The sequence below is a fragment of the Bacteroides caecimuris genome, assembly GCF_001688725.2.
GTDB classification, from domain to species: domain Bacteria; phylum Bacteroidota; class Bacteroidia; order Bacteroidales; family Bacteroidaceae; genus Bacteroides; species Bacteroides caecimuris.
In genome coordinates this window covers 362,895-376,072 of the sequence record NZ_CP015401.2, presented here as the reverse complement: position 1 = coordinate 376,072, position 13,178 = coordinate 362,895, and the positions used below count along the sequence as shown (strand labels likewise).

9 protein-coding genes, 2 tRNA genes and 1 pseudogene are annotated in these 13,178 nt (G+C 43.4%); 1 reads left to right on the top strand and 11 read right to left on the bottom strand.

Going from position 1 to position 13,178, the window contains the following annotated elements:
• Positions 1–17: 17 nt before the first annotated feature.
• Positions 18–404, bottom strand: coding sequence for a 30S ribosomal protein S9 (gene rpsI / locus A4V03_RS01390; protein WP_004297203.1), 387 nt, complete (start codon positions 402–404; stop codon positions 18–20).
• Between the two features lie 6 nt (positions 405–410).
• Complete coding sequence (gene rplM, locus A4V03_RS01385) at positions 411–872, bottom strand: 50S ribosomal protein L13 (protein WP_024987602.1); 462 nt, start codon at positions 870–872, stop codon at positions 411–413.
• Positions 873–1,485: 613 nt separating this feature from the next.
• Between rplM and A4V03_RS01380 the strand changes: the two genes are divergently transcribed.
• A complete protein-coding gene (locus A4V03_RS01380) occupies positions 1,486–1,671 on the top strand; it encodes a hypothetical protein (protein WP_141243591.1) in 186 nt (61 codons plus the stop codon).
• 303 nt (positions 1,672–1,974) lie between these two features.
• On the opposite strand, the gene A4V03_RS01370 is transcribed toward A4V03_RS01380, so the two are convergent.
• From A4V03_RS01370 to carB, 9 genes and pseudogenes are all read right to left on the bottom strand, one after another.
• Complete coding sequence (locus A4V03_RS01370; RefSeq protein ID WP_065537664.1) at positions 1,975–2,466, bottom strand: DUF4488 domain-containing protein; 492 nt, start codon at positions 2,464–2,466, stop codon at positions 1,975–1,977.
• Between the two features lie 139 nt (positions 2,467–2,605).
• A complete protein-coding gene (gene asnS, locus A4V03_RS01365; RefSeq protein ID WP_065537663.1) occupies positions 2,606–4,009 on the bottom strand; it encodes an asparagine--tRNA ligase in 1,404 nt (467 codons plus the stop codon).
• A gap of 105 nt (positions 4,010–4,114) precedes the next feature.
• Positions 4,115–5,608, bottom strand: a complete 1,494-nt coding sequence (locus A4V03_RS01360; protein ID WP_065537662.1) for a pseudouridine synthase — start codon at positions 5,606–5,608, stop codon at positions 4,115–4,117.
• Between the two features lie 74 nt (positions 5,609–5,682).
• Positions 5,683–7,029, bottom strand: a complete 1,347-nt coding sequence (gene purB, locus A4V03_RS01355; RefSeq protein ID WP_024988634.1) for an adenylosuccinate lyase — start codon at positions 7,027–7,029, stop codon at positions 5,683–5,685.
• 143 nt (positions 7,030–7,172) lie between these two features.
• A tRNA-Val gene (locus A4V03_RS01350) sits at positions 7,173–7,247 on the bottom strand.
• Between the two features lie 36 nt (positions 7,248–7,283).
• A tRNA-Val gene (locus A4V03_RS01345) sits at positions 7,284–7,358 on the bottom strand.
• A gap of 828 nt (positions 7,359–8,186) precedes the next feature.
• Positions 8,187–8,741: pseudogene (locus A4V03_RS21500) on the bottom strand (sugar O-acetyltransferase).
• Positions 8,742–8,744: 3 nt separating this feature from the next.
• Positions 8,745–9,518, bottom strand: a complete 774-nt coding sequence (gene yaaA / locus A4V03_RS01335; protein WP_065537661.1) for a peroxide stress protein YaaA — start codon at positions 9,516–9,518, stop codon at positions 8,745–8,747.
• A gap of 245 nt (positions 9,519–9,763) precedes the next feature.
• On the bottom strand, positions 9,764–12,985 hold the full coding sequence (carB, locus tag A4V03_RS01330; protein WP_065537660.1) for a carbamoyl-phosphate synthase (glutamine-hydrolyzing) large subunit: 3,222 nt from the start codon (positions 12,983–12,985) through the stop codon (positions 9,764–9,766).
• Positions 12,986–13,178 lie beyond the last annotated feature (193 nt).

The following is a 13,178-nucleotide window of genomic DNA, read 5'->3' as shown; positions in this document are numbered from 1 at the left end:
CTCTATCAGGCAGCACATTAACGCTTGCTGAACTGGAATCTTCTACGAGCTTTCGGCTGTCCCGGTTTCTTACGTTCAACAGAACGAGGGTCACGAGTCATGAAGCCTTCTGCACGAAGAGCGGCTTTATCTTCAGCGTTCATCTTAACCAGTGCACGAGCGATTGCCAAACGCAATGCCTGAGACTGACCAGTGAAACCACCACCACACAAGTTCACCTTGATGTCATACTTCTCAGCAGCACCCAGCTTGTTCAATGGTTGTTTTACAACATACTGAAGAATAGTTGATGGAAAGTACTCTGCAAGGTCTCTCTTGTTAATAGTAATCTTTCCTGTACCTTCGCTTACGAATATGCGTGCAATAGCACGTTTACGTCTGCCTAATGCATTTACTACTTCCATTATATCTTATTTATATGAATTAATATCAATCATTTTCGGGTTCTGTGCAGCATGTTTGTGTTCGCTACCAGCGTAAACATACAAGTTGTTCAGCAATTTAGCTCCCAGGATATTTTTAGGAAGCATGCCCTTCACTACTTTTTTCAGTAATCTCTCTTCTCCGTTCGGTTTTGCAATCAAACGGGCAGGAGTCATTTCTCTCTGACCACCAGGATAACCAGTATATGACAAATAAACTCTGTCATTCCATTTGTTACCAGTCAGTTTTACTTTGTCTGCATTGATGATGATAACGTTATCACCGCAGTCTACGTGAGGAGTAAAGTTTGGTTTGTACTTTCCTCTCAGCAATTTTGCAACTTTTGCTCCCAGACGGCCTAATGTTTGGTCTGTAGCGTCAACGATAACCCATTCTTTGGTTACAGTCGCTTTGTTTGCAGAAATGGTCTTGTAACTTAAAGTATCCACTCTAATTTTGTTTTTAAATGTTACTACTAAAAATTCTTCACCACTCATTAGTCTTCCCCGGACAAAGGAATACTAACTTGCTATGAATTAATCTCTTATCATTTTGTGATAATAATCGGCTTGCAAAAGTACGGCTTTTCTTTGAATTGGCAAACTATTTTTGTATATTTTTCCAGTCGCCTATTTTATTGAGAGTCTTCTCAATACCTTTTGCACGAATAAACGCCCTTTTATATCATACTGTTCAGTTTTCTTTTATATATTTGCAGAGTCTGAACGGAAAAGCGACAAACTTCCCGGACAGGCATACATTATTATAATAAGAAAAGAAAGCGTTATCAGCTTCATCCTAAAAAACGAAAATCGCCAAAATTTCGACTGATAAAGGATGGAACAGTATGATGCTTCCGTTGTTGTATGTATCTGCACCCTTTTGCAAGGGTGCACACATATATACTATCAGCGTGGGGTGTTTATTCAGTTCATTTATCAGTCTGGTGTTTGGCGATACCACGTTTCTTGATGAACAGTATAGAGTTCCTCACGCTTTTTAACAATGGAAAGCCCGCTGCCACAGGGAAACTGGTGCAGGCACATTACAAGCACAAAAACTGTGGAATCTAAATTTAAAGACATCTATATTGGAAAACTCATACAGCAGAAAGTAGATGAACGCGGTATCAGTTATGCAGAGTTCGCCCGGCAAATTCATTGTGCACGGACTTCTCTCTACCATGGAGCTACGGTTGTGTTCCAATTGCCTATAATTGTAGCGCCGGAGTTACGGACATCATCATGAATAACGGCGTCCTTATTCCTACTTTTCGCCAAGAAGAATACGCTAACCGCCTGGTAGAGTTAATGCAGAATGACAATCTTAGAACCGAACTTCAAAAGAATTCATTTGCCAGCATACAAAGGTTCTATCCTAAAAACATTATACCGCAATGGATTCGTCAGTTTGAGCGGCTACCTTTTTCTCGATAGCTCCTACCTCACATACTAAAAGAACAGGTGGCAGGTGGATATTTACATAGTAATATCTATCTGCCACCCCTCTATATATCGATTTTACACCCTTCCTTCACATGTGCGTTGGAAATTATCTCACAATATCTTCCGGAAATTTAGCCGGCATCTCCACCCTCTTCCAGGTTTCATAATACCAGGTGTTCAACTCATTTCCATTCAAATCATTTTTGATAAAATATTTCAGATGAAGATAATCATTGTCTTTAATCTCAAATTCCAAAATATTGTCCTGATTGTCCAACATCGGGAGATGAATGTTCTTCTCGATACTTTCCTTATAAGAATCGTCCGTGAGTTGTTTATAAGTACCATATCCAGTAATAATCGCATCCGCACCGGGAATAATGGTAAAGTTAACGATTTGTCCGTCATCACTCAATACTTTAAATGTATTACTGGGTTTCAACGCTCCCGGAACATCGGGAGACTCGGATACATAATGGCAGAGCTGCCAAATACCTTTCAAATCGGCCACTTTGAATTTGGTTTTCTTCTGGGCCGTCGCACCTGTTACCGCTAACAACATTATTGAAAGCATGGTAAAGAAATAGAGCTTTTTCATTGTTGTATTATTTTAGTTAACACTCTCGAATGCGTATTTCCAAATATAAAGATTTATTTTGAGAATACAGCAATTCAGAGCATAAAAAAACTCGCATAACCTGAAGATTATGCGAGTTTTACATAAATATACCGAAATATTAGAAATCAGCATTTCTTGGTGTACGTGGGAACGGTATCACGTCACGGATATTTGCCATACCTGTTACAAACAATAACAGACGTTCGAATCCTAATCCGAAACCAGAGTGAGGACAAGTACCAAACTTACGGGTATCCAGATACCACCACATATCCTTCATCGGGATATGCATTTCTTCGATACGGGTCATCAGCTTGTTATAGTCGGCTTCACGTTCGGAACCACCGATAATTTCACCAATTTTCGGGAAAAGAACGTCCATGGCACGCACTGTCTTACCGTCTTCGTTCTGCTTCATATAGAAGGCCTTGATTTCCTTCGGATAATCAGTCAGAATCACCGGACGTTTGAAGTGTTCTTCCACTAAGAAACGTTCGTGTTCGGAAGCCAAGTCGACGCCCCAATAAACCGGGAATTCAAACTTATGCCCTTTCGCAACAGCTTCTTCAAGAATCTTGATACCGTCTGTATAAGATAAACGTACGAAATCATCTTTCAATACACCTTGCAGACGTTCAATCAAGCCTTTATCGAACATATCGTTCAGGAACTTCACATCGTCCGCACAGTTATCCAACGCCCATTTCACACAATATTTGATGAACTCTTCTGCCAAGTCCATGTTATCTGTAATGTCGTTGAAAGCCACTTCCGGCTCAATCATCCAGAACTCTGCCAAGTGGCGGGGAGTGTTGGAGTTTTCGGCACGGAACGTAGGACCGAATGTGTAGATAGCTCCCAAGGCAGTAGCTGCCAATTCACCTTCCAGCTGACCGGAAACAGTCAGACTCGCCTGCTTACCGAAGAAATCATTTTCGTATGAGATAGAACCTCCCTCGTCTTTCTTCAAGTCATACAGGTTCATGGTAGTCACCTGAAACATCTGTCCGGCACCTTCACAATCGGAAGCCGTAATGATCGGCGTATGGAAATAGAAGAAGCCCTTTTCATGGAAGAACTTGTGAATAGCAATCGCCATGTTGTGACGGATGCGGAACACTGCACCGAATGTATTGGTACGCGGACGCAAGTGAGCAATCTCGCGCAAGAATTCCATAGAGTGGCCTTTCTTCTGTAATGGATATGTATTATCACAAATACCCAGCACTTCGATTTCACGAGCCTGAACTTCCACTTTCTGTCCGGAACCCACTGATTCTACCATTTCTCCGTTCACGCTGATACAAGCGCCGGTGGTAATCAGTTTCAGCATCTCTTCATCGAAATTAGCCAAATCTACTACGATCTGCAAATTATTTATTGTAGAACCGTCATTCAGTGCGATAAAGTTTACTTGTTTGCTACCTCTACGGGTGCGAACCCATCCTTTCACATTGACCATAGCGCCGATATCCGTGCGCTTCAACAGATCAACAATTTTTGTTCTACCAATCTTTTCCATTTAACTTTTTCTTTTTAGATACAAGAAGACGAGGTCTCAAATACAGGATGAATTCTTTCCTGCTTTCTTTCCCCGTCCTCTGTCAAGTTGTTATTTATTGACTTATTACTCAAACGAACCCATGCGGAGGTAGTTTACTTCTGCTTCCGACAGGTAACGCCAGTCTCCGCGACGCAGACCTTTTTTGGTCAGTCCGGCGAAGAACACACGGTCGAGTTTTACTACTTTATAACCCAGTGATTCGAAAATACGGCGAACGATACGGTTCTTACCGGAGTGAATTTCGATACCTACCTGGTCTTTCTTGAAATCATCTGTATAGCTGATTGCATCTGCATGGATTTCGCCATCTTCCAACTGGATACCAGCTGCAATCTGCTCCATATCTGCTTTAGTCAGGTTCTTGTCCAGATGAACATGATAAATTTTCTTCTTCAGGAATCTCGGGTGTGTCAGCTTGGAAGCCAGATCACCGTCATTCGTCAGTAACAGTACACCAGTCGTGTTACGGTCCAGACGTCCTACCGGATAAATACGTTCGTTGCAAGCGCCTTTCACCAAATCCATTACTGTACGGCGTTCCTGCGGATCGTCCGATGTAGTAACGGTATCTTTCGGTTTATTCAGCAATACATATACCTTGCGTTCGATGCTTACCGGTTCGTCATGGAACTTAACCACATCCGAACGTTTGATCTTCGTACCCAATTCCGTTACCACTTCACCGTTTACAGAAACCACACCTGCTGTGATAAATTCATCAGCCTCACGACGGGAGCAAACACCTGCGTTAGCCAGGAACTTATTCAGACGAATCGGTTCATTCGGATCAATGAACTGTTCCTTGTACTCGATCTGTTTCTTCAAGCTATACTTAGCGTTCGGATCATAATCGCCGGTACGCGGACGAGGACGATATCCTCCTTGACGATCGTTATTATATCTCGGACGATAACCTCCACCACCGTTGTTGCTGCGATAGCCGCCACCTTCGCCGCTATTAAAACGGGGACGATACGGACGGTCACCACCTTCACGGTTGTAAGAAGGACGTTGGGGACGGTCATAAGAACCACCTTCGCCGTTATTAAAGCGAGGACGGTAAGGACGGTCGCCACCTTCACGGTTGTAGGAAGGACGTTGAGGACGATCGCCATAAGACGGACGTTCACCACCTTCGCTGCTATTGAAGCGGGGACGGTAAGGACGGTCACCACCTTCACGGTTGTAAGAAGGACGTTGAGGACGGTCATAAGAACCACCTTCGCGGCTGTAAGGACGTTGCGGGCGTTCACCTCCTTCATTGTTGACATTAAATCGCGGGCGATACGGACGATCTCCACCTTCACGATTGTAAGAAGGACGTTGGGGACGGTCGCCATAAGAGCGGTCACCGTATGAACGCTGCGGGCGTTCACCTCCTTCATTGTTGACATTAAATCGCGGGCGATACGGACGATCCCCGCCTTCACGGTTGTAAGAAGGGCGATACGGACGGTCACCACCTTCTCTGTTGTAAGACCTGTTACCATCACGGCCGGCACCTAAATTCTCTTCATTGAAAGAATTTTCGCGCCATTCTTCGTTTTCTGTGCTCATTTTTTTATTCGAATAAAATTAGACTTTGGCCTCACGGCCTATTAAAAAAACACGTTTATTATATAAGTAAACAATTAAAGCCCCGTATAAGTATGGGGAGTAATCGCTCTTAACTCTTTTTTAATATCTTCGCTTACATTCAGTTCCTCGATAAATTCCTTAATAGAACTTTCTGTAATCGCCTGATTAGTCCGGGTCAAAGCCTTCAAAGCTTCATACGGATGCGGATAAGCCTCACGGCGCAAAATGGTCTGAATAGCTTCTGCTACCACGCTCCAGCAATTATCCAAATCACGATAAATAGCCGGTTCGTTCAATAACAGTTTACGCAATCCCTTCAAAGAACTTTGGATGGCAATCACGATATGCCCGAAAGGTACACCGACATTACGCAACACTGTTGAGTCGGTTAAATCACGCTGCAAACGGGAAACCGGAAGTTTCACAGCCAGATGCTCCAAAATAGAGGTTGCAATACCCAGGTTACCTTCTGCATTTTCAAAGTCAATCGGATTCACTTTGTGTGGCATGGCGCTTGAACCCACTTCTCCGGCTTTGATTTTCTGCTTGAAGTACTCCATAGAGATGTACTGCCAAAAGTCACGGTTCATATCTACCATAATGGTATTGATGCGCTTCATAGCATCAAAAACAGCAGAGAGGTTATCATAGTTCGAAATCTGCGTAGTATATTCCTCGCGCTCCAGTCCCAGTTTTTCCGCTACAAAGCGGTTGCCGAATTGTTTCCAGTCATACTGAGGATAAGCCACGTGATGCGCATTGTAGTTTCCGGTAGCACCGCCAAACTTAGCGGTAAGCGGGCAGGCTTTCAACATTGCCAACTGGCGTTCCAGACGGTAAACGAATACCATCACTTCTTTGCCCAGACGGGTAGGAGAAGCCGGCTGACCGTGAGTTTTAGCAAGCATCGGAATATTAGCCCATTCTGTCGCATACATTTTCAACTGTGCAATCAGCTCTTCAATCAACGGGTAATAAACCTGCTCCAATGCCTCTTTGATAGAAAGAGGAACAGACGTATTGTTAATATCCTGAGAAGTCAGTCCGAAGTGAATAAACTCTTTGTAGTCATCCATTCCGCCCATCTTGTCAAATTCTTCTTTCAGGAAGTATTCTACGGCTTTCACATCGTGGTTAGTTACACTTTCGATATCTTTAATGCGTTGTGCGTCTGCTTCGGAGAAGTTACGGTAGATATTCCGTAAAGTTTCAAACACGCTACTATCGATTCCTTTCAATTGCGGCAAAGGAAGTTCGCACAAGGTGATAAAATACTCCACCTCTACCTGTACACGGTATTTAATCAGTGCAAATTCAGAGAAATAAGCTGCCAAAGCTTTAGTTTTGCCTCTATATCGACCATCAATCGGGGATATGGCCGTTAATACATCAAGTTCCATACGTTTTCTTAGATAATTATCAGGTTGCAAAATTAACTCTTTTTCCTGAGTTATAAGGTAAAAGGAGAAAGAAAGTTTGTATAAAAGAGGTAAGAAATAAAAAAAGTCTCACGAATTTCTTCGTAAGACTCTTTTTTTTGTAGTGGGCGTTGACGGATTCGAACCGCCGACCCTCTGCTTGTAAGGCAGATGCTCTGAACCAGCTGAGCTAAACGCCCTTGTTAATGAGCCGGAAGTGTTTCGTTTTTTTCGTGTGGGCGTTGACGGATTCGAACCGCCGACCCTCTGCTTGTAAGGCAGATGCTCTGAACCAGCTGAGCTAAACGCCCGTACACTTCCGTTTCAAAAGCGATGCAAAGGTACGGCTTTTTTTGAATTCTGCAAACTTTTCACGTATTATTTTTCAAGAAAGTTTTTATCAAACAAAGAAACACTCTGATTATCAACAAATAATAATAAAAACTTTTTTTCTTGCCACTTTCACTTCTTCCGGTTCATTTAATAAACAGAACCAAATAAAGATAGCCGCACCTCTTTTTTCTATCATTAATAATTAAAATAGAATCTGCAGGAAAACGGGTTAGTCCGAAACCCTGTAGGCATGTTAAATTTCTGTTGCAACTTCTCCTTCACATTCTTCACGGATAGTAAATATCTGTTTGATAGGTGTTTACTGTGAACAAATAAAGAAAAGTCTTTTCTTCACGCCCTTCACGCCTTCACAATCCCCACAGTTTGGCACTTGCACAGCCCGTAACCTTCGCATCAGTATTGTCAATCTTAGCAAATAGAGCAGCTTGCATCTAAGAAGCCGACTGGAGTTGTCCACCTAGCCGACGGTTGTTGTCCTATCAGACGACTATAGTCAGCCAAGCGGACAACTATAGTCGGCGGTTAATAAATAGAAATAAAGTATACAAGAAAACGCTAGCTTATCGGCAATAAGAAGGCTGATTCTTAACATTGGCAATGAATACAAAGAAATTCATTACCGTGCAGACATGAATAAATTATGGTGATATAGACCGCCCTGAAGCACACTATCCAGACTTCCAAACTGCCCCCCGATTTTTAGACTGATCCAGGAAAACGAATTCCCAACAAAGATAGTAACGCAGGAACGCTTAAATCCGGGAAATAACTTTTCCGGTCAAACGTTAAACAACCTGTTTACGAACAACACGTGCCGGATTCCCGACTGCCACACTGTCGTCGGGAATATCTTTCGTCACAACACTCCCCGCCCCTATCACACAGCGATTGCCAATCGTCACACCGGGACAGATAATAACACCGCCACCAATCCAGCAGTCTTCGCCAATCGTCACCGGATAAGCATATTCCTTAGAGCCTCTTCTTTCCAGATAATCCATCGGATGATGCGGCGTATAAATCTGTACACAAGGTCCAACCAGCGTATGGGCGCCTATCGTAATATATCCTCCATCCAGGAAAGTGCAATTGGCATTCACAAATACATGTTCACCCAATTTAATTCCGTCTCCATGGTCGCAATGGAAAGGCGGGCAGATTATTGAAGTTTCAGGAATCTCCGGTACCAGATCTTCCTATAATTCCCGATGCCCCGCATCACAAGTGCTCATTCCCCGCATATGCGCCAGCAGCTTCTTGGCATGTTCAAAACGCAGCTGCAATTCCGGCGCAGCCATATCAGCCAACTGGCTGCTACGCATCTTTTCTACTTCCGTCATACTTTATATTTCTTTACCGTTAGTAAATACAAACTTCCTTTCATCCGAAAGAGATTCGTTAAATTCGAATCCTTCCCAGGAGAAGCTTTTCAAATCCTCCGGATTTTCGATTCTGTTCTTCAGAATGAACCGCGTCATTTCACCACGGGACATCTTGATATAGATCACTATCGAAGCTAATTTCCCGTTCTTCCACACCTGAAATTCGGGAGTAACGACACGTACTTCTCTCTCCACACGCTTCCAATCGAACAAACTTTTCATCTCATCGCTAGCCAGATTGCAGAGTATGCCTCCCGCTTTCTTTATATCTTCGATGAAGACATCCGTCAGACGGGATTTCCAATAAGAGAACATGGTCTGATTACCCGGTTCCGGCAACACTACATCTCCTTCCAAGCGGTAGGAACGAATGACATCTAAAGGCCTCAACAACCCATAACAGAAAGAAGTCAACCGCAGATGTTCCTGCGCATATTCAAATTCTTCTTTCGAGAAATCTTTTGCATTCAGTCGCTTGAATACAATTCCGGTATAAGCCAGCAAAGCGGGCAGTTCCGATGTGCCTTCTGCATGGAAAGCCTGATAACGCTTATAATTCTCCACCGCCATCCTGGCATTTATACGCAACAGGCGTTCCAGTTCATCCACCGAAAACTGTGACATCTGCAAAGCAACCCCGGAAGCTTCTTTTTGAAATCGTGGAACTGTCGTCAAAGGTACTTTCACCTTTGAAGTCTCACTCATAGTCTTGGCACAAGATAGAAGTACTAACATTGTTTTATCTGATTTTATCTTTTCAAGAAACAAAAGTAAAGAAATAAATCGCTTCTCTTGCTGATGGATAGACAGATTCTACTTAGTTTCAACCAATAATTAACTTGAATCATTTATTAATAACCAAAACACGCCCTATATAGCACACACTCTGATGTGCTATATTTACTAATAAAAAAGAAACTCCCTCTTTGGACAAGCCAAAGAGGGAGTTCTCCTTATCTAATAGACAGCTAAAACTGTTTTTATTTATATTCCTGCCAGCTCTTAATCTGAATATCATTCAGTTTCAATTCGCAGAATGCTTCGATAAAGGCGCTTGCCAAACGAGCATTGGTAATCAACGGAATGTTATGATCGATTGCACCGCGACGAATACGGTAACCGTTCGTCAACTCACGCTTGCTGTGATTCTTCGGAATGTTTATGATCAAATCAAACTTATGGTCAGCAATCATCTTCATGACGTTGTTCTCCGCACCCGGCTTCTCATCCGGCCAGTAAACCGGAGTCGTTTCTACCCCATGAGCGTTCAAAAAAGCTGCTGTTCCGGCAGTTGCATAAATCCGATATCCCTTAGCATACAGCACACGGCTGGCGTCTAGCAAATCTACTTTCGACTTCATTGCACCGGAAGAGAACATCACCGATTTTTCAGGAATCTTGAATCCGGTAGCAATCATTGAATTCAACAATGCTTCCGAGAAATCGTCACCGATACATCCCACTTCACCAGTAGAAGACATATCTACACCCAATACAGGGTCAGCCTTGTGCAGACGCGAGAAAGAGAACTGCGAAGCCTTCACACCAATCCAGTCAATATCGAACGCCGACTTGTCCGGGCGTGAGTATGGAGCGTCCAGCATGATACGAGTAGCAGTTTCGATAAAGTTACGTTTCAGTACTTTAGAAACAAACGGGAAGCTACGAGAAGCACGCAAGTTACACTCGATAACCTTCACCTCGTTGTTACGGGCCAGGAACTGGATATTGAACGGACCGGAGATATTGAGTTCTTTGGCAATCTGACGGCTGATCTTCTTGATACGACGAGCTGTTGCAAAGTAAATCTTCTGTGCCGGGAATACCAACGTAGCATCACCGGAGTGAACGCCCGCAAACTCTACGTGTTCGGAGATTGCATATTCTACCACTTCACCATTCTGTGCAACGGCATCAAATTCAATCTCTTTCGTATTTTCAAGGAATTGGGAAACAACCACCGGATATTCCTTAGAAACTTCGGCCGCCATCTTCAGGAAGTTCTCCAGTTCTTCATCGTCATAGCAAACATTCATTGCAGCTCCCGAAAGAACGTAAGAAGGACGAACCAATACCGGATAACCAACTTTCTCAACAAAACCCTTCACTTCCTCAAGGCTGGTAAGTTCCATCCATGCCGGCTGGTCGATACCCAATTGGTCAAGCATAGCAGAGAACTTGTTACGGTTTTCGGCACGGTCGATAGAAATCGGAGAAGTACCCAATACAGGAACCGACTGGCGATAAAGTTTCATAGCCAGGTTGTTCGGGATTTGTCCGCCTACCGAGACAATCACACCGCGAGGTTGTTCGAGGTCAATTACGTCAAGCACACGTTCGAACGAAAGTTCGTCAAAGTAGAGACGGTCGCACATATCGTAGTCAGTAGAAACCGTTTCAGGGTTGTAGTTAATCATAATAGACTTGTAACCCAGTTTGCGGGCAGTCTGAACCGCATTCACCGAGCACCAGTCAAATTCTACAGAGCTACCGATACGGTAAGCACCCGAGCCAAGTACTATTACTGATTTTTCATTCTTATAATAATTCACATCATAACCTTCCACCGCATAAGTCATATACAAATAGTTGGTCAGTTCCGGATGTTCGGAAGCAACTGTATTGATACGTTTCACAGCCGGGAGGATACCCATAGATTTGCGGTGAGCACGTACGGCAAGGTTTTCTTTCTCCATGTTTCCGGTTGGATTCAGAACAAAACGGGCAATCTGGAAGTCGGAGAAACCTAACACTTTAGCTTCACGCATTACATCGGCAGGTATATCTTCTACCTTATTATAGGTGGACAGTTTTGCTTTATAGTCTACGATATTTTTCAGTTTGCCAAGGAACCATGAGTCGATCTTTGTCAGGTCATGGATACGTTCGATGGTGTAACCCTCTTCCATTGCTTGTGCGATAGCGAAGACACGCAAGTCAGTCGGACAAGAAAGTTCTTTATCAAGATCATCAAAGTGCAATTCGTCATTACCTACGAAGCCATGCATTCCCTGCCCGATCATACGAAGGCCTTTCTGAATGATTTCTTCGAAAGAGCGGCCGATAGACATGATTTCACCCACCGATTTCATGCTTGAACCGATTTCACGAGACACACCGGCAAACTTCGTCAAGTCCCAACGGGGGATTTTACAGATATAGTAATCAAGTTGTGGAGCTACGTATGCAGAGTTCGGGGTTCCCATCTCACCAATCTGGTCGAGCGAGTAACCCAAAGCGATTTTAGCGGCAACAAATGCCAACGGATAACCGGTAGCCTTGGAAGCCAAAGCGGAAGAACGGCTCAAACGAGCATTCACCTCAATCACACGGTAATCATCCGTTTCAGAGTTGAAAGCATACTGGATGTTACATTCACCCACGATACCGAGGTGACGGATACATTTGATAGAAAGTTCTTTCAACAAAGCCAGTTCTTTATCATCCAGCGAGCAGGTAGGAGCTACCACGATTGATTCGCCGGTATGAATCCCCAGCGGATCGAAGTTTTCCATGCTGGCTACTGTAAAGCAATGGTCGTTAGCGTCACGAATCACTTCAAACTCGATCTCTTTCCAGCCTTTCAACGACTCTTCTACCAAAATTTGTTTGGAGAAAGCAAATGAGCTCTCTGCCAAATTCAGGAACTCTTCTTCATTGGTACAGATACCGCTACCAAGACCACCCAGCGCATAAGCAGAACGCACCATGACCGGATAACCAATTCTGCGTGCAGCAGCAATGGCATCTTCCATGTTTTCTACTGCCTGGCTGACCGGAGTCTTCATTTCTATCTCGTCCAGCTTCTTCACAAACAGATCACGATCTTCTGTATACATGATAGCCTCTACCGAAGTTCCAAGTACTTTTACTCCATACTTATCAAGAACACCTTGTGTGTAAAGTTCAGCACCACAGTTCAATGCAGTCTGTCCACCGAATGCCAGAAGGATACCATCGGGACGTTCTTTCTTGATAATTTCTTCAACGAAATAAGTATTCACGGGAAGGAAATACACTTTATCGGCAATACCTTCAGAAGTCTGAATAGTTGCGATGTTCGGGTTTACCAATACTGAGCTGATACCTTCTTCTTTCAAAGCTTTCAGTGCTTGTGAGCCTGAGTAGTCGAACTCTCCGGCTTGTCCGATTTTGAGTGCTCCAGAACCCAAAACGAGAACTTTCTTGATTTCCTTTTCCATTTCTTTTGTTGTTATAATATGTTGTTATTCCTAAGTTCGTTTATAAAAAAAATGCGTTACCCTCAAAAAAGGACTAACGCATTACCAAAGAACTAAAATATCGTTTTTGGAAATAAGAGAAGAAGACTTTCGTTTCGGGATGAAGAACATCCGAATGTAAATAATACTTGCTTCTAATTTCCTGTTGATTCAT

Bases quoted from the DNA above. Each gene is read 5' to 3' on its own strand.
- rpsI (WP_004297203.1), bottom strand. From the start codon at position 404: ATGGAAGTAGTAAATGCATTAGGCAGACGTAAACGTGCTATTGCACGC.
- A4V03_RS01370 (WP_065537664.1), bottom strand. From the start codon at position 2,466: ATGAAAAAGCTCTATTTCTTTACCATGCTTTCAATAATGTTGTTAGCG.
- asnS (WP_065537663.1), bottom strand. From the start codon at position 4,009: ATGGAAAAGATTGGTAGAACAAAAATTGTTGATCTGTTGAAGCGCACG.
- A4V03_RS01360 (WP_065537662.1), bottom strand. From the start codon at position 5,608: ATGAGCACAGAAAACGAAGAATGGCGCGAAAATTCTTTCAATGAAGAG.
- purB (WP_024988634.1), bottom strand. From the start codon at position 7,029: ATGGAACTTGATGTATTAACGGCCATATCCCCGATTGATGGTCGATAT.
- yaaA (WP_065537661.1), bottom strand. From the start codon at position 9,518: ATGTTAGTACTTCTATCTTGTGCCAAGACTATGAGTGAGACTTCAAAG.
- carB (WP_065537660.1), bottom strand. From the start codon at position 12,985: ATGGAAAAGGAAATCAAGAAAGTTCTCGTTTTGGGTTCTGGAGCACTC.